This is a genomic window from Pantoea sp. MHSD4 (assembly GCF_021043305.1).
GTDB lineage: Bacteria > Pseudomonadota > Gammaproteobacteria > Enterobacterales > Enterobacteriaceae > Pantoea > Pantoea eucalypti.
The window spans coordinates 1288063-1310922 of sequence record NZ_JAJNDH010000001.1 but is presented as its reverse complement, the minus strand read 5'-3'; the positions used below and the strand labels follow the sequence as shown (position 1 = coordinate 1310922).

Here is a 22860-nt window from a genome sequence, read left to right as displayed (position 1 = left end):
CTCCACAGACGCCATCCGGCGTCTGTTTTTTATCTGACGAGAAAATTGCATGAAACCTGCTTTACGTTTAGCCGGTGCATTGCTGCTGACCTGTTTTGGGCTCTCTGCACCCGCGTTCGCCACCGAATATCCGCTGCCACCGCCTGACAGTCGCCTGATTGGCGAGAACGTCCTGACACAGGTTCCCGATGATAAACAACCCCTGGAATCGATCGCGTCCCGTTACCAGGTCGGCCTGCTGGGTCTGCTGGAGGCAAATCCCGGAACCGATCCCTGGCTGCCCAAAGCGGGCACCCAGCTGACGGTGCCGCTGCAGATGATCCTGCCCGATACGCCGCGCGAAGGGATTGTGGTGAATCTCGCCGAGCTTCGCCTCTACTACTATCCCAAAGGGGAAGATAAAGTCATCGTCTATCCCATCGGCATTGGCCAGCTGGGCGCAGCAACACCCGTCATGGTGACGCAAATCAGCCAGAAAATCCCGAATCCTACCTGGACGCCCACTCCGAACATCCGCAAGCGTTACGCCAAAGAGGGCATTACGCTACCCGGCGTGGTCCCGGCCGGACCGGATAACCCGATGGGACAGTTTGCCATGCGTCTGGCGCGCGGCACTGGCCAGTACCTGATCCACGGCACCAATGCGAAGTTTGGCATCGGCATGCGCGTCAGTTCAGGCTGCATCCGCCTGCGCTCAGAGGATATTGAAGCGCTGTTTAACGCGGCGCCAAAAGGCACGCGTGTTCAGATCATCAATCAGCCGGTGAAGTACGCCGTGGAGCCGGATGGGAAACGCTACGTGGAAGTACACCAGCCGCTATCCCATAGCGACAAAGACGATCCCCAGACCATGCCGATTGCGATCACCGGTGACCTGAAGAAGTTTATGAAAAGTGAGAAGAGTGATAGCGCGCTGATTAAAGCCAGCTTAACGCGCCGCTCAGGCATGCCTGTGCTGGTGAGCAGTGGAGAGCCGGTACAGAGTGACACCGTGCTGCCTGCGGGGCTGGAGAGTGCTTCTGCGAGCGCGGAGAACCCGGTTTCACAGACTGAAGGTAAAGCGGTTCAACCCTGAAGCAACACGTACCCGAAAGGGCACTGAATTCAGGCAAAAAAAATGGCGCCATAAAGGCGCCATTTTTAAACCAGAACTCTTACTTACGGTAAGAGTGAGCCTGGTTGTCCAGACGCTGGTTAGCGCGAGCTGCGTCATCTTTAGCAGCCTGAACGTCTGAACGCACTGCGTTCACGTCGTTGCTCAGCTGGTCAACTTTAGCGTTCAGAGTCTGAACGTCTGAAGACAGCTGGTCGATTTTAGCGTTGCTTGAGCAACCAGCCAGCATAGTTGAAGCCAGAACTACCGCGCCCAGTACCAGTTTAGTACGATTCATTATTTATACCCTCTAGATTGAGTTAATCTCCATGTAGCGTTACAAGTATTACACAAAGCTTTTTAAGTTGAGAATAAATTTTTGATGAGAAGATGCTTAAATTTGATCGTTCGCTCAAAGAAGCAGCGGATCACAGAATATGATAAAAAAATTAAGGGAAAACAGAGAGATTTAATCGGATTAACCTTAATATTAAGAGTATTTGAATAGTTATTTTCGATTGGAATTTTCTGGTATTTGGTTTAGGTAGAAATAAAAAAAGCGCCTGACTCAGGCGCTTCAAAATAATGGCTTAAGAAAGTTTTACAGGACGTGAACGGAAGCGGTGTTGGTAGTTCCGCTTGGTACTAATGCACCGGACACCAGAACCACGACATCACCTTTCTGGCCAAAGCCACTTTCCAGCGCCGCTTCTTTACCCAGACGATAGAAATCGTCGGTTGATGCGATCTCAGTCACCAGACGCGTCTCAATGCCTTTACTCAGGATCAGCTGACGTGCAGTGGTCGGATTGGTAGTCAGCGCCAGGATAGTTGCGTTCGGGAAATATTTACGTACAGATTTCGCCGACTTACCGCCTTCGGTAGCCACCACAATCAGAGGCGCTTCCAGCTTCTCAGCGGTCTCAACAGCACCACGGCAGACGGCTTCTGTGATACGCATTTTGCGGTTATCACTCTGGCTGTCGATGCGTGACTTCATCACACGGTCGGTACGTTCGCAGATGGTCGCCATAATGGTGACTGACTCCAGCGGATAACGGCCTTTGGCGCTCTCACCTGACAGCATGACAGCATCAGTCCCATCAAGGATGGCGTTGGCGACGTCACCGGCTTCTGCGCGGGTAGGGCGCGGGTTCTTGATCATGGAATCAAGCATCTGGGTGGCTGTGATAACCACTTTGCGTGCTTTATTACATTTTTTGATCATCATCTTCTGCGCGAAGATCACTTCTTCAACCGGGATCTCAACGCCCAGGTCGCCACGTGCAACCATGATGCCGTCTGACGCTTCGAGGATTTCGTCGAAGTTATTCAGGCCTTCCTGGTTTTCAATTTTGGAGATGATCTGGATGTGTTCGCCACCGTTCTGTTTCAGGTGCTCACGAATTTCCAGCACGTCTGAACGTTTACGGATGAAAGAGGCAGCGACAAAGTCAACGCCCTGCTCACAACCAAAAATCAGATCGCGCTTATCTTTTTCAGCCAGAGCGGGCAGCTGGATAGAAACACCTGGCAGGTTAACGCCTTTGTTCTCACCCAGATCGCCATTATTCAGGACTTTACACACCACGGTATTTTCAGTGACTTCGGTCACTTCCATGCCGATCAGGCCATCATCGACCAGCACTGTGTTGCCGATTTTCAGGTCAGCCGTGAAGCCTGGATAGGTAACTGCAACGCGTTCGCTGTTACCGATCACGCTCTGATCAGTCGTAAAGGTAAATGTCTGGCCGGCTTTCAACGCTGCATCGTTACCGCCTTCCAGCTTCATGGTGCGGATTTCAGGGCCTTTGGTATCCAGCAGGATCGCGGCCTGACGACCGGTTTTTTGCATAACGGCACGCATATTGGTGATGCGCTGACCATGTTCTGCATAGTCGCCGTGAGAGAAGTTAAGACGCATGACATTCATGCCAGCTTCGAGGAGCTGAGTCAGCATCTCTTCGGATTCGGTTTTCGGGCCGATTGTACAAACGATTTTAGTCTTTTTCATGACGGATTTTCTGTAAGTTGTGATGGATGAATAAGGGCGGAATTCGATGGCAGCGCATCGAAGTGAAATTTCTGATTGAGACTGAAAAGGGCAGTACTGAGTAAGAATAGGTGACGAAGGCCAGGCGTGCAGGGAAGTTGTGCGGTTACGGTTGGTAACCACCACGCTGTTGTTGCGCAAATCATTTGAGTTATCGCAGTAAGCACGTGATCGCTGAAACCTTTCAAGTAAGCAACGCGGGATAGTATAGACGCTAAGTATGCGAAAACCAATCAAAAAGCAGAGGGGAGAAGCGATGCAGATCAATAAAAGGAGGCGTTGCGCAAACTGAAGGAATTCTGAAAGTGGTGCGCTCTAATGGACTCGAACCATCGACCCCCACCATGTCAAGGTGGTGCTCTAACCAACTGAGCTAAGAGCGCATACTAAATATTGGTGCGTCCGAGTGGACTCGAACCACCGACCCCCACCATGTCAAGGTGGTGCTCTAACCAACTGAGCTACGGACGCACTTGGTGCGCTCTAATGGACTCGAACCATCGACCCCCACCATGTCAAGGTGGTGCTCTAACCAACTGAGCTAAGAGCGCAACATGCTGTCAGGGCGACAGCGGGGACGAATATTAACGGCAGTGTGTAAGCCTGGCAAGGGGAAAATAGTTTTTTCGCCATGACTGAGCAGCAACTGTGCTAACCGTCGTTTTTTTCGACATTGCGGGCCACGAATGACCCGCGTTTAAAGCTATCGTGCTGCACGTGTCAGGATGATGTCCGCCGGTAACTGCTGTAACCGCCTGATACGCCAGAGCATCATCAAAGCCGCTGAGGTCAGACCAATAATAAAACCGCACCAGAAACCCGCCGGACCCATCCGCGGCACAATCCAGTCGGTCAGTGCCAGCAGGTAGCCCGCGGGCAGTCCCAGCAGCCAGTAAGCGATAAAGGTAATAAAGAAAATCGACCGCGTATCTTTATAGCCGCGCAGGATCCCGCTGCCAATCACCTGAATCGAGTCCGAAAACTGATAAATGGCCGCCAGCAGCATCAGCTGTGCCGCCAGTGTCACCACCTCGGGATTATCGTTATAGAGCAGGGCGATCTGATGACGAAACGTGACGGTAAAAATCGCGGTCAGCGCGGCCATGCTGATGCCCACACCCTGAGCGGTCCAGGCCGCGACCCGTGCCTGCTCGGTGGACCCCTGACCCAGACGATAACCGACGCGAATGGTGGTCGCGACACCCAGCGACAGCGGCAACACAAACATCAGTGAACTGAAGTTCAGCGCAATCTGGTGACCCGCCACATTGACGATACCCAGTGGCGAGACCAGCAGAGCAACAACGGCAAACAAGGTGACCTCAAAAAAGAGTGCCAATGCCACTGGCAATCCCAGCGTCATCAGGCGGCTCAGAATCGGACGCGAAGGAGGCGACCAGCGGCTCTCAAGCCGGATATCACGCATGCTGCCCATCCGGCGTACCCAGAAGCGCATACAGATAAACATCACACAGTAAACAGAGGCGGTCGCTACACCACAGCCGACACCACCCAGGGCAGGCATGCCGAAGTGCCCATAAATAAAGACATAGTTGAGCGGGATGTTGAACATCAAGCCCAGAAAGCCCAGCACCATGCCGGGTTTGGTTTTCGACAGCCCCTCGCACTGATTGCGCAGCACCTGAAAGAAGAGATAGCCAGGCGCGCCAAACAGCAGGGCATGCAGATAGCCTTCTGCTTTCAGCGCCAGCGCAGGATCGATGTCATGCATCGCCCGGATGAGATAGCCTGCATGCCATAACAGCACCATAATCAGCAGCGAGACGAAGAAAGCGAGCCAGTATCCCTGGCGAATCTGTTCGCCGATGCGTTCGCGGCGACCTGAACCGTTGAGTTGCGCAACGGTGGGCGTCAATGCAAGCAGAAGACCATGACCAAACAGGATGGCCGGAAGCCAGACAGAGGTGCCGACAGCAACGGCGGCCATATCCGTGGCGCTGACTGCACCGGCCATAATGGTATCCACAAATCCCATTGCGGTTTGCGCCACCTGAGCAAGGATGACTGGAATCGCAAGGGCCAGCAATTGACGCGCTTCTGTTAAATACTTCTGCACGTTAACACCTGATTTGTTGAAAGAATTAAAAGGGCAGAAAAGCCCAGGAAATTGCGCGGGCTAGTGTAACTGGCGCAATAGCATTCGCCAATCTTTGTCACACAATGCGTTTTACGCCGTGATTAAATAGAGGGCGTCGGCTGAAATCTAACACCTGACCTGAGCTGTGATAAACTAGCGCAAACTTCGCAGAGGCAAAGACTATGTTTACCGGTATTGTGCAGGGCACCGCAGAAATCGTGTCCATTGAAGAGAAAGAACTGTTTCGTACCCACACTGTCCGACTGCCGGAAGCGCTTTTACCGGGTCTGGCGCTGGGCGCATCTGTCGCGCACAACGGTTGCTGTTTAACCGTGACGGCAATTGACGGCGACTGCGTCAGTTTTGATTTAATTAAAGAGACCTTGCGGGTAACTAACCTGGGTGATTTACGTCAGGGTGATGTGGTCAATATTGAGCGTGCAGCCCGATTCAGCGATGAAATAGGCGGTCATCTGATGTCAGGTCATATTATGACCACCGCTGAGATCTGCAAGATTATCCAGTCAGAACATAACCGCGAAATCTGGTTTAAAATCCAGGACCCGACGCAGATGAAATATATTCTGCATAAAGGTTTTGTCGGCATCGACGGTATCAGCCTGACAGTCGGCGATGTGACGAAAACCAAATTCTGCGTCTATCTGATCCCGGAAACGCTGGAGCGCACCACGCTGGGCGCGAAGACGTTTGGCGATCGGGTTAATATTGAGATCGATCCACACACGCAGGCAATCGTAGAGACCGTTGAGCGGGTATTAGCACAGCGCGATGCCGCGGCAGCGATGAGCATGCTGACCGGCCAGACTGACGCCGAGAGCTAATAAGCGTCAAAGATTGCTGGGGAGCCCATCCGGGTGAATCTGGCAGCGATATAATAGCCTGAAGCACAGGGAACACAGTCAGAAGAGGAAAGCGTCCCCCGCCACGGATAACGGGTTTGTCTCTTTCAAATCTTTCTGTGTTCCTGTGCTGTTACACGCTCAAAACTGAACAGGCCCCTTTTTAAAGCCCCTGGCGCGGCAGCATCTTCTTAACATGACCCTACCGCGCCACCCGTAATCCGCCCTCAACACCGCGACTGAACACAATCTGCCACAGCTGAATATCACGCGCCCGGAAGTCACCGGCACAGGCATTGAGATAATAAGAGAACATCCGCTTAAAGCGTTCACCATATTTATCCGCCAGTTCTGGCCAGGCCTGCACAAAGCGTTCATGCCAGGCCATCAATGTTTTGTCGTAATCAGCACCAAAGTTATGCCAGTCTTCCAGAATAAAGTGGGGCTCGCTGGCATCCGCTACATGACGCACTGACGGCAGACAACCATTGGGGAAGATATATTTATCGATCCAGGGATCGACGCTCATATCGGTCTTAATTGCACCAATAGTGTGAAGCAGGAAAATACCGTCAGGTTTTAAATTACGATCGACCACATCAAAATAGGTGGCGTAATTTTTTGGCCCGACATGTTCGAACATTCCCACTGAAACAATACGATCAAACTGCTCATTCAGATCGCGATAATCCTGCAACAGAATTGTGACGTCTAATCCGTTACAGCGCTGCTGCGCCAGTTTTTGCTGTTCGGCGGAAATCGTCACGCCATGCACTTTGACGCCGTAATGACGTGCAGCAAATTCCGCGAGTCCGCCCCAGCCACAGCCAATATCCAGCAGCGACATCCCGGGTTCCAGCGCTAATTTCCGGCAGATCATATCCAGCTTGGCTTCCTGTGCTGTCGCCAGCGTCGTGGCCTCTTTCCAGTAGCCACAGGAATATTGCATATAAGGATCAAGCATCAGTGAAAAAAGATCGTTGCCGAGATCGTAATGTTCTTTACCGACAATCCAGGCCCGTTTTTTTGATTGCAGATTCGTTAAGCGAGCGGCGGCAATGCGCAACGTATCTTTAAAATGATGAGGCAATTGCTGATCGAGTTTATGTTTAAGTACGTGGTGAAAGAACATATCCAGCCGGTCACACTCCCACCATCCATCCATATAGCTCTCACCGAGCCCAAGTGAACCCTCCTGCAGAACACGTTTAAAAAAACCTGGATGCGTGACATGAATATCCCATGGACGTGAACCATTGATTTCGACATCCGCTGATTCCAGCAGTTCATGAACGATGCGATACCAATGGTTCTCTTCCGGGCTCACTACTTCAGCATAAGATGAACTCATAGCTTTTCCACCACCTGTCCAATCTGAACCTGAACAAAGAGTAGCCAATTTCGTCAGGCATTGAGAAACGTTACGGATGACTCCGCACACCGGTTATTGTGTGATACAGAGGACTGGAATAGCCTGCAGCTGGACGGGCAAGATGAGAATAACGCGCGCGAATACCGTCCCGGCAACAGGGTGCCAATCAGATTATTACGTTATTATATTGTTGATTTATTACAGATTTGTTGACCCGAATGAGTATATTCTCACGCGGGTCAATATTCAATGACTTATTGTTAGGATGCTAACTAAGAAGTCAGTGTGTCAGTGATTATCCTGGCAGGCAGGTTGCGCTGAGGCAACAACACTTTGTGCGCTGTCGGCACGCTGCATGGCGAAGCCGAACAGCGCGAGCACAATGGTCGCCGTCATCGTGAGTGTGGTGGTAAACAGCGCCTGAGTTAATCCGGCTGATACCGCCAGGCTTGCGGCGAAGCACAGACCTAACTGCAGTGTGTTCTGCAATGCGGCCGCTTTGCCGGTAGCATTCGGGAAGGGCATTAATGCACTGGAGACCACAATCGGATAGATCGCGCCGTTCGCCAGCGCCATGCCGCAGAATGGAACCATCAGGCTAACCAGCGTGCTGTTGCCGGCAAGCGCAACAGCAAACAGCGCCAGAATGCTCAGGCTGTAGATACCCAGTAACCAGGGCAGCAACTGTGAACCGTTAAAGCGGTTGAGCAGGGCGCGACAGCCGAAGCCACCTATCAAAAAGGCGAGGGTCTGTGGCACATAACTCAGGCCGATGTCGGCAGGCGAGAGACCTAAATCTGCCAGAATAAACGGCGAACCCGTCAGCCAGGCAAAGAAGCTGGCAGAACAGGCTGAGTAGATCAGCACGTTGCCGCTATAAACCCGCGATTTGAGCAGGGTAAAGAAACCCGGCTGTGCCTTTTTTTCACCTGCGACTTTGCGAACAGTGGGCAGACGCAGCGTGGTCAGAATCAGCGCTACCGCAATCAGGGTCAGCACCAGGAAGATTGAACGCCAGTGGAAATGACCAATCAGCCAGGCGCCCAGCAACGGGGCCAGTGCCGGAGAGAGTGCAACCAGCGGCATAATGGTGGCGAAAACTTTGTTGGCACGTGCGGCAGGGTAGCGATCCACGACCAGTGCCTGCCAGCTAACGGCAGCAGCACAGACGCCAATCGCCTGAACAAAACGTAGCGCCAGCATCAGATAGATATCATTGACCCACAGCATGCCTGCACAACCGATCCCAAACATGGCCAGCCCGGTAAGCAGCACAGGTTTACGGCCAATGCGATCGGAAAGGGGTCCCCAGAAGAGCTGACCCACAGCGAAGCCTCCCAGAAAAAGACTCATACTGGCGCTGATCAGGCCGGGTGAGGTGTTAAACGTTTGCTGCATCGCGCCGAAGGCGGGCAGGTACATATCGGTGGCTAAAAAGCCGAGCATGCTCAGCAGGGCAAGGTAAGGCATAAATCCTTTATTCGACAACATCTCATTCTCATTTTTGCAGGATAAACGCGGCAGAGTGTAAAAGGTGCGTTTGCTGCTGTGAAACGGTAATATTTGCCGCTTGCTGTTAAAAATTTTGAAGGCAGATTATGTGGTCAGAATATGCATTAGAAGTGGTTGACGCAGTCGCCCGTGGCGGCAGCTTTAGCGCTGCTGCGCAGGAGTTACATCGGGTGCCCTCTGCCATCAGTTACACGGTGCGGCAGCTGGAGAGCTGGCTGGCGGTGCCGCTGTTTGAGCGTCAGCACCGTGAAGTGGTACTGACTCCGGCAGGCGAGCATTTTGTCCGTGAAGGGCGCAGCGTCATCAAAAAAATGCTAGCCACACGACGACAGTGTCAGCAGCTGGCCAACGGCTGGCGCGGTCAGCTCAGCATCGCTGTTGACCGTATCGCTAAACCTCAGCGCACCCGGCAACTGGTTAAAGATTTCTATCGCCATTTCCCCGACATGGAGCTGATCATCAGTTATGAAGTTTTTAACGGCGTCTGGGATGCGCTGGCCGATGGCCGGGTAGAAGTGGCCATTGGGGCCACCCAGGCGATTCCGGTGGGCGGACGTTTTGCGTTTCGCGATATGGGCACACTCAACTGGCGCTGCGTGGTCGCGCCCGATCATCCCCTGACGCAGGCGAGCCAGATCGATGACGACACGCTGCGTAGCTGGCCGTCACTGGTGCTGGAAGATACTTCACGCGCACTGCCGCGCCGAATGACATGGACGCTGGATAACCAGCGCAGGCTGGTGGTGCCGGAATGGCAAACCGGGCTGGAGTGCGTGCAGGCGGGATTGTGTGTGGCGATGGTGCCCGGTCATCTTGCCAGGCCACTGCTCGACAGCGGCGATCTGGTTGAACTGACTCTGCCGGTGGCGTTTCCGGACAGTCCCTGCTGTGTCAGCTGGGCTGAGGATCGCGCATCACCGGCGACTGGCTGGTTGCTCAGCTACCTGGGTGATGCGCAAACGCTTAATCAGGAGTGGTTAAGCGAGGATTAACGGCGATAGTCGCGGAATGGACCGTCGGCCACCGAGCGGCGCTCAATCAGCGTAGGGTGTACTTCAATCGTCTGTGACACTTCACGCTTACTGGTGATGCGGTCCAGCAGCATATCCAGCGCTTTTTCACCTAACTGAGCTTTAGGCTGATGCACGGTGGTCAGGGCCGGTGCGAAATAGCGGGCGTTGCGCACATTATCATAACCGATCACCGAAATATCCTGCGGTACGCGCAAACCCATTTCGTCGGCGGCGCAAATTGCACCCATTGCCATGATATCACCACCGCAGAACACCGCCGTCGGGCGCTGTTTCTGTGACAGGATCTGCTGCATCGCCTGATAGCCCGACTCCGGCTCAAAGTCACCCTGGACAATCCACTCGGCGCGCGGCTGAATGCTGGCTTCTTCCAGCGCCTTCAGGAAACCGGCATGACGTCCGCCACCGGTATTACGCTCCATCTGACCGGGGATAGCACCAATGTCGCGGTGACCGCGTTCAATCAGATAGCGTCCTGCCAGATAGCCGCCCTGGAACGCGTTATCCAGAACCGTGTCGGTGAAGTCGGCGCGCGATTCGCCCCAGTCCATTACCACCATCGGGATGTTACGGTTCTCTTCCAGCATCTGCAGCAGGTCGTCTGGATATTCTGAGCACATCACCAGCAGACCATCGACACGCTTCTGCGCCATCATGCTGAGATAGGCGCGCTGTTTTTGCAGATCGTTATGCGAATTCCCCAGAATCAGCGTATAGCCTTTGTCAAAACAGTGATTCTCAATCGCTTCAATAATCTCTGCGAAATAGGGGGCTTCGCTGGAGGTCGCCAGCAGGCCCAGCGTTCTGGTGTGATTCACTTTCAGGCTGCGCGCCACGGCGCTTGGCGAATAGTGCAGTTCTTTTATCGCCTGCCAGACCGCGTTACGCGTCTCTTCTGCGACAAAGCGGGTTTTATTGATGACGTGCGAAACCGTCGTCGTTGAGACGCCAGCGCGTTTCGCCACATCTTTAATTGTTGCCATGAAAATCGGACTCCAGTGCTTATCTAACTCTATGATAAGCGTAGTGTTAAACGTTTGCGTCTGCTCAGGGTTTTTTCCGCAAAAATGCCGCGTTTTTGGCCGGTTTACAGGCCGCTGGCGAAAATAAAACGCCTGAAAACCGGCGCAAACGGAATCAGGATTGCGCGCGTTGCGCAACAAAGGCGGGATTCTAACAAGGCTGAACGGATAAAACGAGATTTTTACCGGGCCCTGTGGGAAAATGCGATATCCCCACAAATTGTGTGACTAAGGAGCAAACAATGAGTACCGATCTTAAACTGGCTTTAATGACGACTGCGGGCTGTCTGCTGATGATTGTAGCCTTTAGTTTTACCGCCATTCTGCACTAAAAAAAAGCCGGGAATCTCCCGGCTTTTTACGACTGTTTTCTGGTTAGCGTATGGTTTTCGGCGTCATCACACGACGGGCACCAATGTAATGACGCTGCCAGTAATCTTCCCCTAATGCGCTAATCTGAATGTCTTTTCCGGTACGCGGTGACTGGATAAACTTGCCATCTCCCAGGTACACGCCAACGTGATCCGCTGTACCGCGACCATTAATACGGAAGAAGACCAGATCGCCTTTCTCCAGCGACTCACGCTTGATGGGTGCGGCGTCACGCAGGTGATACATCTCATTAGCGGTACGCGGAATCTTAAACTTCACCAGATCTTTATAGGCGTACCAGACCAGGCCGCTGCAATCGAAGCCGGTATGCGGCGAAGTGCCGCCCCACTGGTAGGGTTTACCCAGCTGGCCCATCAGTTTGGTCATCGCGGTTTCGCGAGCCTTCTGATAACGCTGACGGTGGGATTTGCTCATTTTAATCGTGCCCGGCTCGCTGGTGGTGACCTCAGCGGTTTTTAGCAGGCGCTGATGGCCATAGCGTTTCTTCTCTTTGTTCTTTTGCAGGCTTTTGCTTATACGGGCGGTTTTAAGCGAGGTCTTCTTAGCAGGCGTCTGTTTGGCAGTGAGTTCGACTTTTTTCTGTTTTTTCGTTTTAAGTTTTTGAACAGGGCTGAGGCGAGTCTTTTTCGTCACCGTTTTTACCTGGCGACGTTTGCGGCGTTCATCGTCGCGCGCACTCTTTTTTTCTGCTTTATGCGTACTGACGTTCACCGGCGTGTGCGGTGAAGCAGCAGCGACGTTGAAAAACAGTTGCGCAATGGCCAGCATGAAAAGCGTAATGATTAAACGCATAGTCCGTTGATTAGTTAAGTTGTCAGGGCCACTACGCACCGCGACAAAGTTGAGATTAATCTGATCCAGGATCAGGGCCCAGGCCATTCTAGTCCAGTTCGTTTAAAAACTGTAATGCCTTTTAATATTAATCTGTGCAACCCACGTAATCGCGCTGAAAATGAACATTTTCAGCGTCTTATATCAGCGAAATTATTACGAATTATTAAACTGTTACCCGCTGTTAATAATCAGAGGGTCGTGCATCCCGCTGCAGGACTTAACAATGATGGCGGTATAATCGGTAGCGGACAAAATCTCGTTTTCAGTCACGCTGCGAAGTCGCTACAATAAACAAACACGAAGTCACGATTTAAGGAAGGCAATTATGAGTACTGTAGAAAAAATTCAGCGCCAGATCGCAGAAAATCCGATCCTGCTGTACATGAAAGGTTCCCCGAAACTGCCTAGCTGCGGTTTCTCTGCACAGGCGGTACAGGCGCTGTCAGCCTGTGGTGAGCGTTTTGCTTACGTGGATATTCTGCAGAACCCGGACATTCGTGCCGAGATGCCGAAATTCGCTAACTGGCCAACCTTCCCGCAGCTGTGGGTTGATGGCGAGCTGGTCGGTGGCTGCGACATCATCGTTGAGATGTTACAGCGTGGTGAACTGCAGACGCTGATCAAAGAGACTGCAGAAAAATTTAAAGAAGCAGAATAAAAAAAGGCCGACATCACGTCGGCCTTTTCCATTGCAGCCTCCCTTATGCGGATGCACTGGCTTCTGCATCGCCTTCCGCGAAAGGCAGTGGCCAGCCGCCTAAGCGTTTCCAGCGGTTCACCAGCTCGCAGAACAGTGTTGCTGTCTGCTGCGTGTCATAAAGCGCCGAATGCGCCTGGGTACTGTCAAACTCCATTCCCGCCGCAATACAGGCTTTCGCCAGAACCGTCTGACCCAGCACCAGTCCGCTGAGTGCCGCGGTGTCAAAGGTGGCAAAGGGGTGAAACGGATTGCGCTTCAGGCTGGCACGCTCTGCCGCTGCTGACATAAAGTTCAGGTCAAAAGTGGCATTGTGCGCCACCATAATGGCGCGATTGCAGCCACTGTCCTTAATCCCCTTGCGCACCATTTTGAAAATGGCATGCAGCGCTTCATATTCACTGACTGCTCCGCGCAGCGGATTGCTGGGATCGATACCGGTAAACGCCAGCGCTTCAGGATGCAGCAGCGAACCGACAAACGGTTCGACGTTGAAATGCAGCGTCTGGTCAATCTGAATCCAGCCCTCTTCATCCATTTTCAGCGTGATGGCAGCAATCTCCAGTAACGCATCGGTTTGCGCGTTGAAACCTGCGGTTTCAACGTCGATCACCACCGGATAGAAGCCACGGAAACGTTGATTGAGTGCATTAGGGGAATTCGATTCAGACATCAGGATCTCGTTGCAGAAAAAGGGCAGCGCGTATTATGGCAAAAAACGGGGCCGGGTGCAGCAGATGAAGCGCAGAGAAGGGGATTCAGCCCACCCGAACGGGCAGGCTGAGGGGCAGGTTTAGTTGCCCAGGCCGTTGCCGGCATCTTTGTTTTCGATCAGCTCGATTTTGTAACCATCGGGATCTTCAACAAAGGCAATAATGGTAGAGCCGCCTTTGACCGGGCCAGCCTCACGCGTCACGTTGCCGCCATCTTTACGGATGCGTTCGCAGGCAGCTGCCGCGTCATCCACGCCCAGTGCAATGTGACCATACGCATTACCGAGGTCATACTTATCGACGCCCCAGTTATAGGTCAGTTCGATTACCGCACCTTCGCTCTCGTCGGTGTAGCCCACAAAGGCCAGGGTATATTTATATTCGGTGTTTTCGCTCTGACGCAGCACGCGCATGCCGAGCACACGAGTGTAGAAATCGATTGAACGTTGCAGATCGCCAACGCGCAGCATGGTATGAAGTAAACGCATAACATCCTCTTTTAAATAAAACGCCATCGCCGGATGACCCAGGCGATAAGTATAGCGATGAAAATCGCCATTGAATAATGGCTGCCGTCATCGTCCCGGACGGCAGCCCAAAACGATTACAGCGTCGGGTAGTCGATATACCCTTCAGCGCCGCCGCCGTAGAAGCTTTCCGGGCGCTGTGGATTGAGCGGCGCATCCTGCTGCAGACGCTCAACCAGGTCCGGGTTAGCTATGTAATCGCGACCAAAGGCAACGGCATCGATCAGACCACGACCAATCAGGTCATCGGCTTTCTCAACGGTGTAGGCACCCGCACCGATGATGGCACCCGGGAAGAGATCACGCACTTTCTGGCGGAAAGCGTCGGTGTAAGGCTGACCACCGGCCCAGTCTGGCTCAGAGAGGTGCAGATAGGCGATATTGCGTTTTGCCAGCTCGCCGATGTACCACAACGCCGCTTCTTCTTCGTCCGGACCGTTATCCAGATTCTGGAAGCTGCCGATAGGTGATACGCGAATACCAATGCGATCGGCAGACCAGTTAGCAATGACCGCATCAACTACTTCAAGCGCAAAGCGACCGCGTTTTTCAATGCTGCCACCGTATTCATCGGTACGCTGGTTGGAGTCTGGTGCCAGGAACTGGTGAATCAGATAACCGTGCGCCGAGTGCAGCTCAAGCAGATCAAAGTCCGCTTCACGTGCGTTGGCCGCAGCCTGACCGAAATCGGCCACGATCTGCTTGATCTCCGGCACGGTCAGTTCACGCGGTGTTGAGGTATCTTCGCGATAAACGCTGCCATCTTCCGCACGCAGTGAAGTACGGGTGCCTGCAGCAATCGCCGAGGGAGCCACCGGTGCTTTACCTTCCGGCTGCACGCTGTTATGAGAGATACGACCGGTATGCCAAAGCTGCACGGCGGTGTGGCCGCCAGCCTGATGCACGCCTTCGTTAATCGCTTTCCACGCTGCAATCTGTGGCTGCGTATGTAAGCCTGGTGCACCAGCATAGCCTTTCGCCTGGAAAGAGATCTGGGTTGCTTCAGTGATGATCAGACCGGCGCTGGCGCGCTGACGGTAATATTCCGCCATCATCGGGGTAGGGATGTCGCCAGGCTCGATGCTGCGCAGACGGGTCAGCGGTGCCATGAATACGCGGTTTGGGACGGTAATTGCGCCGACTTTCAGCGGATTAAACAGCTGGGTACTCGCCATAATAGCTCCTGATTAGTAGACCAGTCGTCTACAAATGCGTTTTTTAAAAATTAGTGGCTCTTAAGCCACTGTTCGATGGTACTCAATGCCAGGCGCAGTGGCTGCGCCTCACGGGAAATTTTGCTCTGCAGGCTGGCGCCAAGCCACAGCAACGACAGTAATTCCGCCATCTGCGCGGGAGGCTGTGGCAGGTTCATCGACTCCTGCTGTTCTGCAGCGATCAGCGTCCGGGCGTAGAGGGCCGTGATTTTCGCTGCGCCCTGCTGCAGTGCGTCACGCATTGGCTCAGAAAGATCGCATACCTCAGCGGAGACCTTAACGCCCAGACAACCCATAATGTGACCCTGCTGCACAAACAGCTCAACGGCCGCACGAAAGTGGTTCAGCAGACGCTCACGCGGGGTGCCGCTGGTCTGGTTGAGCTGCAGCTCGACATCCTGCAGGAAACGCGCAAAGTAACGTTCCAGTAACGCCACGCCAAACGCTTCTTTAGAGCGGAAATAGTAGTAGAAGGAGCCTTTCGGCACCGCCGCCTGCGTCAGCAGCTCACTGAGGCCCATTCCGGCAAAGCCGCGCTGAAGACAGAGTGTCTCCCCTGTCTGGAGCAGGTGTTCACGGGTTTCATTACGTTGCAGCGTCTTATTCATGGCTCTGAGATTAGTAGACCAGTCGGTCTAACGCAACTCAGTCTGTTGCATTTGGCACAGAGTGTTCACCCCAGAGAGAAAGAAAAGGATAATTCTGACCGGTCAGGATTTTCTTCCTGCGCAACCAGGCTACGCTTTTGAGTGGACTGATTTTGCTTTTTATTTAATGAATCTGGAGTCGTGGTGGCCGAGCAGCTTGAGTTTTTTCCGGTTCCCAGCCCCTGTCGCGGCATCTGCCAGACGGATGCACGCGGTTACTGCCTGGGATGTTTACGCAGCCGCGATGAGCGGTTCAACTGGCTGCGCTTTAGTGATGCGCAAAAGCGTGAGGTGATACGCCTTTGTCAGCAGCGTCGACAGCGTCTGCAGCGTCAACAGAAAGGCGACGAGCCACCCGAGCCACAACAGCCAGAGTTATTCTGACGACTTTGCGCTTTCCGTTATACTCTCTGACACATTAATTACAGCCCACGCGCAACAGGGAGAACGTCATGTTAGAACCGCAAGCCATCGCTTCACAGGGGCCAGAATTTTCACCGCTGGTTATGGGGTACTGGCGCCTGATGGAGTGGGGCATGTCACCTCAGGAGCGCGTCGCGTTTATTGAGCACCATCTGCGGCTTGGCATTACCACCGTTGACCATGCCGATATCTACGGTGACTACCAGTGTGAAGCGGCATTTGGCGAGGCGCTGAAACTGGCACCCGGACTGCGCGACCAGCTGCAGATTGTGACCAAATGCGGTATTGCTACCCGCGCCCGGCCTGAGCATCAGATTGGCCACTACATCACCGATAAAAACCATATCCTGCAGAGCGCTGAAAACTCGCTGCGCCATCTCCACACCGATCGCCTTGATTTGCTCCTGATCCATCGCCCCGATCCGCTGATGGCGGCTGACGACGTGGCTGAAGCCTTTATGGCATTGCATCAGAGCGGCAAGGTTCTGCATTTTGGCGTCTCAAACTTCACACCCTCTCAGTTCTCCCTGCTGCAATCCCGCTTGCCGTTCTCGCTGGTCACCAATCAGCTGGAGATTTCACCGGTTCAGCAAAGCGTGCTGCTGGATGGATCGCTGGATCAATGCCAGCAACTGCGCATTCGTCCGATGGCCTGGTCCTGTCTGGGAGGAGGCCGCCTGTTTAACGATCCGCACTATCAGCCACTGCGTAACGAACTGGAAGCTGTGCGGCAGGAAACCGGCGCCACCAGCCTGGATCAGGTCGTTTATGCCTGGATACTGATGCTGCCGTCGCGCCCACTGCCCATTATCGGTTCAGGTAAAACATCCCGGGTCAGCGAAGCCGCTGGTGCACTGAATGTCATGCTGACACGTCAGCAGTGGTTCCGCATTCGTAAGGCGGCGCTGGGTTTTGATGTGCCCTGAAGCGTAAAAGTGCGTCAATCTTCAGCAAAATAGCGCAACAGCGACCAGACTTACCTCAATCCCTGGGATGAAAAAGGAGTCATCATGAAAATGAAAGCTGTTGCGCTATTCGCCCTGATCGCCTGCGGTGCAGCACAGGCTGCCAGCGAGCAGGTTATGGTCCATCAGGTTACCGCTGAAGGCATCGGAAAATCGGTTGGCACGGTAAAAATTGACGAGACACAGTATGGTCTGCAGTTCACGCCCGATCTGAAAGGCCTTCAGCCAGGCATTCATGGTTTCCATGTCCATGCTAAAGGCAGCTGTGAGCCGGGCGAGTCTGAAGGCAAAGTGGTCGCCGCCGGTGCTGCGGGCGGTCACCTTGATCCTGCCAACAGTGGCAAACATCTGGGGCCTTACGCTGAGGGACATCTCGGGGATTTGCCTGCGATTTATGTCGATGACAAAGGCAATGCAACCTATCCGGTGCTGGCACCTCGTCTGAAATCCTTAAACGAGATCAAAGGAAAAGCGCTGATGGTGCATGCTGGCGGGGATAACCACGCCGATCATCCTAAACCGCTGGGCGGCGGCGGGGCGCGTTATGCCTGCGGTGTAATCTGAGTGTCAGGGCGGCAGATAATGGCCGCCCGATTTTCTCCTGACTGTTTATGAAATGTTGTACCATCCCTGACATTTCCCCCCTATGATGTTGATTCAGGTAAGAAAGCGTGATGGGGAAAGGAGCAGGATAATGAAATTCAAGGGCGCATTACTGCTATGTCTGCTGCTGGTGGGATGCGATAAACCCAATGATACGCAGCTGGTGACCGAAACCGGTCGGGAACTTCAGCGCACCATTGATACCAGCCCGATGCGTGCCACCTGTGAAAAGATTGCTCAGGGTCGTGAATGGCTGAGTCGCAGCAGGGTGCGTAAGCTGGAGGCACAGGGTTGTGATCAGGTTTTTCGTAGCGCAACCGAAACCAATTTCACGGATACCACCATCTATCGTCGCACCATGACGATGGTGTGTGGTGGCATCCACGGTCAAAGTTTTACCGGCACTGAACTGACACGCCGTTTCATCTTTTCACCCGATGAGAAAGCGCTGGTCATTGAACCGATGACCGAGATGGATAAAACCCGCTTTGAAGGCCATAAAACGCTGCAGCAGTTGCAGGAAGATTTTAACCGGCAGCAACAGCAATATTGCCAGTAATCACGCCGGCACCGCCTGTTTCAGTTGTGCGAGCGAACAGCGCAGACGCCAGATAATGCCAGCCAGTTCGCTGGCTTCGTTGTTTTCCAGCGCCAGTAATGCGGTGATACTCTCCTCCAGTTCCCTTAGCATCTGATCCAGCGAGCTGTGGCGCACGCCACGGCTGCTGATGATCTGCTGCAGATTGTGCAGACTGCTATCACGAAACCCTGTCAGGGCCGCCGAACCGGCGCGCCATTCACGCAGTTGCCAGACAATATGTGAGCAGTTGAGTAGCACTACGCCCCAGCGAAGTAGCCAGGTGCGCGCCTGCTCATCCCGGCTATGGCTGAGCTGGCTGATGCGGTGGTAAATCTGCGATTCGAAGCGACTCTCACTGAGTCGGGGCCGCTGCCGCAGCTGATCGAGAAATGCCAGCCGCAGCGCACGGATATGGCGTCGGCTGCGCCGCGCATCAGAGCTGGGCCGCAGAATCTGGAACGCCAGCCAGGCGAGCAGCACCCCGCAGACTTTGGCAATGTTATCGTTGAAAAAGTCCTGATAATCCCAGGTCGGTGGGTTTGTCACTGCGATAAACGAGCCCATAAAGACGATGAACTGTCCCCACATCCCGGCGCGCTGTTTCTGCTGCAGCTTGAAGAGTTGTAACGTCACCAGCAGCGGAAAGAGAAACAGTAAAAACGGCCACAGCTGACTGATCTGCACCATCAGGCCAAACTTCATCACAAAACTGAACGCAAACAGCCACAGCAGGGTTTTCAGCAGCAAGGTGACGCTGCCGCCGGGTGAGGGCACGGAGGCGTAAAGCACGCAGGCAATAGCGGTCAGGGTGAGCGCGGAAGCGCCGGAAGACCATTGCGTATTGATCCAGAAGGCGCAGCCCAGCACGATCACACAGAAGGTGCGCAGGGCGCTCCAGCCCGCTTCGGCACTGTCACTGTCGCGCGCCAGCGCCGGAACCGGCGGGGGTTGAAAGCGGGTATCGGAATCGGCACGATCCAGCAGACGAATCCAGCGCAGTACGTTGAGGTACATCCAGCAGAAGTAGCGCAGCCGCTGACAAAACGCGCGCTGCCGGTAGTCGCCGTCTGCGCCAGGCGTCACGCTGCGCAGGATTTGCGCAAGACGATATTTATCACACGCCGGTTTCGCCAGCTCAGCCAGCAGGCGCTGCAAGGCTTCAAACAGCGGCTCTGGCGCATCGGGCCAGTTCAGCAACATGCGCCGCAGGCTCGAAAGCACGCTGGTGAGTCGCAGCTGCTGATGCAGCACATAGTTCAGGACGTTGTTCTGTCGGCGAAAGCGGTAGTGGCTCCAGAACGCCTGAATCCGCAGCAGATTCATGGTCAGGATCTGGCTGATGACGTTTTCATGCGCGACACGAATGGTATCACTGGCCGAGGGCTGCAGCAGTAACACCGCATGCTCCAGCAGACGGGCATGCATCTGCTTCAGTGAGGTAATCAGCGCCTCGCCATCCGAGGTACTCGGCAGCACCATCATCATCAATCCGGCGCAGAGAATGCCGGAGATCACCTCGCAGACGCGTGCCTGCGCAATCGTCCACAGCGTGGTGATATCGGTGATATTCACGCTGCTGAAAGCGATGATGGCAGCGGTGTAACCCGCCAGTGAAAACGCGTAAGCGACGTTGTTCTGGTAGTGGTTCGAAATGCCGGTGCAGAGCGCCAGCCAGCCGGCAATGGCAAAGGTAAACAGCCAGGGCTCGTTCAGGGTGTGGCCGGCGATCAGCAGTGCGGCGGTGGCCCCCAGCAGGCTGCCGACAATGCGGCCAAGACTTTTGCTGATCGCGCCGCCAACGGTGGGAAAGCTGATCACGGCGGCAGAGGTCATCGCCCAGTAGGGTTCATCGAGATCCAGTCCATAGGCGATGCTCAGTGCCAGACACATGGCGATCGCGTTACGTAACGCATAGCGCCACTGGCCTCTGTTCGCTTTAATCCAGGGCAGTTGATCCCAGGCCAGCCACTGAACATTCATGGCTGGATGGTGATGGTGCAGCTGGTGCCGGCCACCAGATCAGCATTGGCCGGAAGCGAATCGAGACGAATGCGTACCGGTACCCGCTGCGCCAGCCGCACCCAGGGCACGTTTGGCTTGATATCGGGCACCAGGCCGCTGTCAGTCTCAATGCTCTGGTCATAGATGGCGCGGCCAATGCTGTCTACCTTGCCCTGCAGCCGCATGCTACTGCTGTAGAGCACCACCTGTGCCGTTGCGCCTGGATGAATATGGCGCAGCTTGGTCTCTTCGAAATAGCCCATGACGTAGTAAGAGTGGCTGTCGACCAGGGCAAACAGAGGAGAACCCGCAGTGGCATAGCTGCCGGGCCGAAGCGTGAGATTAGTGATCCAGCCATCCGCCGGTGCGGTCAGCGTTGTCTGTTGCAGATTCCAGCGCGCCCGTTCCCACTCCGCCTGCGCGGCTTTAGTGCTGGCAGCCGCAGCTCCGGCGCTTAAGCGTGCCGCATCGAGATCCTCGGCAGAGATGATGTTGCGCGGCAAGCTGCTGCGCCGGTTAAACTCGTGCTGCGCTTTCGCCAGGTCCGCTTGCGCTTTGCTGAGCTGAGCGGCGGCGTTGTCGAGCGCAATCTGCCACGGCACCGTGTCCAGCGTGACCAGCAGCTCGCCCTTGTGCACAAATTGATTGTCTTTGACCTTCAGTTCCGTAACCCGGCCCGAGACCTGAGGCGTGATATCCACCAGCTCTGCCCGCACTTTCCCGTCACGGGTCCAGGGCGACTGCATGTAGTAGTTCCACAGCCAGCCGCCGGCCAGTAACGCCAGTGCAAAGACAATGAGCGTTGAAAAATATTTTACCGCGTTAAATTTCATATCGATTATCCATGACCGATGAGCCAGAGAGCGGCGGTGACGCACAGCACAAACAGCGAGAGATCAAACAGGGTGGGATGCCAGATATCACCGGAGTAGATCCAGCCGCGCACCAGCGGGTGAATCAGCAGCCAGAAAAAGAAACCGAGGATCACCGCCTTGAACATCGGCGGGAAAAAGAGTGAGGCGCCAACCACCAGATCGGTCAGCGGGTTCTCACCTGAAAAAGCAGGAGTGAGCACGTGATAACATCCTTCGTTAACCCAAACAGCAGACGGGATGCGCTGCCGCGTTATCGTGGCCTGGCCCGGGATTTGTAATTTGTCCTGTAAACTCGCAGAATAGTGTAAAATCTGGCTTGATAGCTAGCAAGCTAATTATAAGGAGATGAAATGGATACGCCCCTCGGAACGGATTTATCTCGCCTGGTGCGCATCTGGCGCGCGTTGATTGATCAGCGGCTGAAACCGCTTGAGCTGACTCAGACACACTGGGTGACGTTGCACAATATTCATCAACTGCCGCCAGAACAGTCGCAGATTCAGTTAGCCAAAGCAATTGGGATTGAACAACCTTCGCTGGTGCGCACGCTGGATCAGCTGGAAGAGAAAGGACTTATAACCCGTTCGACCTGCGCTAACGATCGTCGTGCCAAGCGAATTAAGCTGACGCAGCAGGCTGAGCCAATTATCGAACAGGTTGAGACGGTAATTGATGAGACGCGGGATGACATTCTTTCCGGCATCAGCCAGGAAGAGATCCGTCAGATGGTGACGCTGATCGCCCGGCTTGAGAAAAATATTCTCGAACTTCAGAACAAAGAGAAATAAAAAAACCGACGCCCAGGCGTCGGTTTTTTGTTTCACAACATCAGCGAGGTGAAACCGTCACCTGGCTGCCGTTGGATGCCATTGCAACACGCTGGCCAACAGAATAGCGCGAGGCGGCCTGCTTCTGAACCACCATGATGGTGTTGCCATCATCCTTACGGATTTCCAGCTCTACGCCATCCGTTTTATTCACTGCGCCCTGAACGCCCTGACCCGCAACGCCACCCAGAACGGCACCACCGGCTGTCGCCAGGCTACGTCCGGTGCCGCCACCAATGGTATTACCCAGGAAGCCACCTAACACCGCACCACCAATGGCACCGATGACGTTGCTCTCATCGCCGCCCTGGATCTTCACAGGACGAACGGAGACTAAGGTACCGTACGAAACGCTCTGGATTTGCTTTGCTTCACTGGCACTGTAGGTATCACCCGACAGCGTACTGGTATTGCTACAACCTGCGAGCATAGCACCGGTCAGAGCGACCACAATTACACGCTTAATCATTTGAAACTCCTTTAGTCGAGAAGGCGCCACGTTTACCGCTGTATCCTGCAC

At 54.2% G+C, this 22860-nt stretch carries 25 protein-coding genes and 3 tRNA genes; 10 read left to right on the top strand and 18 right to left on the bottom strand.

The features are described 5' to 3' along the window. The first annotated feature begins 49 nt into the window (after window positions 1–49). Window positions 50–1075 carry a L,D-transpeptidase family protein gene (locus tag LQK91_RS06090; RefSeq protein ID WP_039660350.1) on the top strand — a complete coding sequence of 342 codons (1026 nt, stop codon included), beginning with the start codon at window positions 50–52 and terminating at the stop codon, window positions 1073–1075. Window positions 1076–1154: 79 nt separating this feature from the next. Here LQK91_RS06090 and LQK91_RS06085 read toward each other — a convergent pair whose 3' ends face one another. The 6 genes from LQK91_RS06085 to LQK91_RS06060 form a co-directional block, all read right to left on the bottom strand. Next, window positions 1155–1391 carry a major outer membrane lipoprotein gene (locus LQK91_RS06085; RefSeq protein ID WP_003853216.1) on the bottom strand — a complete coding sequence of 79 codons (237 nt, stop codon included), beginning with the start codon at window positions 1389–1391 and terminating at the stop codon, window positions 1155–1157. Between the two features lie 303 nt (window positions 1392–1694). Then, complete coding sequence (pykF, locus tag LQK91_RS06080; RefSeq protein ID WP_003853214.1) at window positions 1695–3107, bottom strand: pyruvate kinase PykF; 1413 nt, start codon at window positions 3105–3107, stop codon at window positions 1695–1697. A gap of 345 nt (window positions 3108–3452) precedes the next feature. Then, window positions 3453–3529: transfer RNA gene (locus LQK91_RS06075), tRNA-Val, on the bottom strand. 11 nt (window positions 3530–3540) lie between these two features. Next, window positions 3541–3617 (bottom strand) — tRNA-Val (locus LQK91_RS06070). Between the two features lie 3 nt (window positions 3618–3620). After that, window positions 3621–3697, bottom strand: a tRNA-Val gene (locus LQK91_RS06065). A 152-nt stretch (window positions 3698–3849) separates the two neighbouring features. Next, a complete protein-coding gene (locus LQK91_RS06060; RefSeq protein WP_105099226.1) occupies window positions 3850–5223 on the bottom strand; it encodes an MATE family efflux transporter in 1374 nt (457 codons plus the stop codon). A 203-nt stretch (window positions 5224–5426) separates the two neighbouring features. Between LQK91_RS06060 and LQK91_RS06055 the strand changes: the two genes are divergently transcribed. Further along, entirely contained in the window at window positions 5427–6086 is a 660-nt protein-coding gene (locus LQK91_RS06055) for a riboflavin synthase subunit alpha (protein WP_105099225.1), read from the top strand. A gap of 220 nt (window positions 6087–6306) precedes the next feature. On the opposite strand, the gene cfa is transcribed toward LQK91_RS06055, so the two are convergent. After that, the gene (gene cfa, locus LQK91_RS06050) at window positions 6307–7455 is read right to left on the bottom strand and encodes a cyclopropane fatty acyl phospholipid synthase (RefSeq protein ID WP_105099224.1); all 1149 of its coding nucleotides are present in this window, start codon (window positions 7453–7455) and stop codon (window positions 6307–6309) included. 309 nt (window positions 7456–7764) lie between these two features. Then, window positions 7765–8967, bottom strand: coding sequence for a purine nucleoside transporter PunC (punC, locus tag LQK91_RS06045; RefSeq protein ID WP_105099223.1), 1203 nt, complete (start codon window positions 8965–8967; stop codon window positions 7765–7767). 107 nt (window positions 8968–9074) lie between these two features. On the opposite strand from punC, the gene punR reads away from it, so the two are divergent. Then, a complete protein-coding gene (gene punR, locus LQK91_RS06040; RefSeq protein ID WP_003850292.1) occupies window positions 9075–9980 on the top strand; it encodes a DNA-binding transcriptional activator PunR in 906 nt (301 codons plus the stop codon). Here the strand turns inward: punR and purR are convergent. After that, the gene (purR, locus tag LQK91_RS06035) at window positions 9977–11002 is read right to left on the bottom strand and encodes an HTH-type transcriptional repressor PurR (protein ID WP_003850290.1); all 1026 of its coding nucleotides are present in this window, start codon (window positions 11000–11002) and stop codon (window positions 9977–9979) included. The two genes, punR and purR, sit on opposite strands and share 4 nt — an antisense overlap. Window positions 11003–11283: 281 nt before the next feature. Between purR and LQK91_RS06030 the strand changes: the two genes are divergently transcribed. Continuing rightward, window positions 11284–11373, top strand: coding sequence for a YnhF family membrane protein (locus LQK91_RS06030; RefSeq protein WP_010245592.1), 90 nt, complete (start codon window positions 11284–11286; stop codon window positions 11371–11373). 43 nt (window positions 11374–11416) lie between these two features. Here the strand turns inward: LQK91_RS06030 and LQK91_RS06025 are convergent, their stop codons facing one another. Then, complete coding sequence (locus LQK91_RS06025; RefSeq protein ID WP_033743298.1) at window positions 11417–12226, bottom strand: C40 family peptidase; 810 nt, start codon at window positions 12224–12226, stop codon at window positions 11417–11419. 364 nt (window positions 12227–12590) lie between these two features. Between LQK91_RS06025 and LQK91_RS06020 the strand changes: the two genes are divergently transcribed. Next, on the top strand, window positions 12591–12926 hold the full coding sequence (locus tag LQK91_RS06020) for a Grx4 family monothiol glutaredoxin (RefSeq protein ID WP_170933470.1): 336 nt from the start codon (window positions 12591–12593) through the stop codon (window positions 12924–12926). 43 nt (window positions 12927–12969) lie between these two features. On the opposite strand, the gene rnt is transcribed toward LQK91_RS06020, so the two are convergent. The 4 genes from rnt to LQK91_RS06000 all read right to left on the bottom strand — a co-directional run bounded on the left by rnt (window position 12970) and on the right by LQK91_RS06000 (window position 16027). After that, a complete protein-coding gene (gene rnt, locus LQK91_RS06015; RefSeq protein WP_003850282.1) occupies window positions 12970–13638 on the bottom strand; it encodes a ribonuclease T in 669 nt (222 codons plus the stop codon). Window positions 13639–13758: 120 nt separating this feature from the next. Beyond that, window positions 13759–14166: a lactoylglutathione lyase gene (gene gloA / locus LQK91_RS06010; RefSeq protein ID WP_008926200.1), complete on the bottom strand. Its 408-nt coding sequence runs from the start codon at window positions 14164–14166 to the stop codon at window positions 13759–13761. A gap of 116 nt (window positions 14167–14282) precedes the next feature. Continuing rightward, complete coding sequence (locus LQK91_RS06005) at window positions 14283–15380, bottom strand: alkene reductase (RefSeq protein WP_003850277.1); 1098 nt, start codon at window positions 15378–15380, stop codon at window positions 14283–14285. A 50-nt stretch (window positions 15381–15430) separates the two neighbouring features. Further along, entirely contained in the window at window positions 15431–16027 is a 597-nt protein-coding gene (locus tag LQK91_RS06000) for a TetR/AcrR family transcriptional regulator (RefSeq protein ID WP_003850276.1), read from the bottom strand. A 183-nt stretch (window positions 16028–16210) separates the two neighbouring features. Between LQK91_RS06000 and LQK91_RS05995 the strand changes: the two genes are divergently transcribed. The 4 genes from LQK91_RS05995 to LQK91_RS05980 all read left to right on the top strand — a co-directional run bounded on the left by LQK91_RS05995 (window position 16211) and on the right by LQK91_RS05980 (window position 18616). Then, on the top strand, window positions 16211–16450 hold the full coding sequence (locus tag LQK91_RS05995) for a DUF1289 domain-containing protein (RefSeq protein WP_003850275.1): 240 nt from the start codon (window positions 16211–16213) through the stop codon (window positions 16448–16450). Between the two features lie 68 nt (window positions 16451–16518). Next, on the top strand, window positions 16519–17415 hold the full coding sequence (locus LQK91_RS05990; RefSeq protein WP_003850274.1) for an aldo/keto reductase: 897 nt from the start codon (window positions 16519–16521) through the stop codon (window positions 17413–17415). 84 nt (window positions 17416–17499) lie between these two features. Further along, window positions 17500–18018, top strand: a complete 519-nt coding sequence (gene sodC, locus LQK91_RS05985) for a superoxide dismutase family protein (RefSeq protein ID WP_105099222.1) — start codon at window positions 17500–17502, stop codon at window positions 18016–18018. A 130-nt stretch (window positions 18019–18148) separates the two neighbouring features. Next, window positions 18149–18616, top strand: coding sequence for a hypothetical protein (locus LQK91_RS05980; RefSeq protein WP_003850272.1), 468 nt, complete (start codon window positions 18149–18151; stop codon window positions 18614–18616). On the opposite strand, the gene LQK91_RS05975 is transcribed toward LQK91_RS05980, so the two are convergent. Genes LQK91_RS05975 through LQK91_RS05965 form a run of 3 tightly spaced genes read right to left on the bottom strand, consistent with a single transcriptional unit; the run spans window position 18617 to window position 21713 of the window. After that, a complete protein-coding gene (locus LQK91_RS05975; protein ID WP_105099221.1) occupies window positions 18617–20617 on the bottom strand; it encodes an FUSC family protein in 2001 nt (666 codons plus the stop codon). It lies immediately after the preceding gene. Next, window positions 20614–21471, bottom strand: a complete 858-nt coding sequence (locus LQK91_RS05970) for an efflux RND transporter periplasmic adaptor subunit (RefSeq protein ID WP_003850270.1) — start codon at window positions 21469–21471, stop codon at window positions 20614–20616. The genes LQK91_RS05975 and LQK91_RS05970 overlap by 4 nt, the downstream gene beginning before the upstream one ends. Window positions 21472–21476: 5 nt before the next feature. Further along, window positions 21477–21713, bottom strand: a complete 237-nt coding sequence (locus tag LQK91_RS05965) for a DUF1656 domain-containing protein (RefSeq protein ID WP_003850269.1) — start codon at window positions 21711–21713, stop codon at window positions 21477–21479. A gap of 150 nt (window positions 21714–21863) precedes the next feature. On the opposite strand from LQK91_RS05965, the gene slyA reads away from it, so the two are divergent. Then, entirely contained in the window at window positions 21864–22301 is a 438-nt protein-coding gene (gene slyA, locus LQK91_RS05960) for a transcriptional regulator SlyA (protein WP_003850268.1), read from the top strand. Window positions 22302–22341: 40 nt separating this feature from the next. On the opposite strand, the gene slyB is transcribed toward slyA, so the two are convergent. After that, the gene (gene slyB / locus LQK91_RS05955; protein ID WP_003850267.1) at window positions 22342–22809 is read right to left on the bottom strand and encodes an outer membrane lipoprotein SlyB; all 468 of its coding nucleotides are present in this window, start codon (window positions 22807–22809) and stop codon (window positions 22342–22344) included. Window positions 22810–22860: the final 51 nt, after the last annotated feature.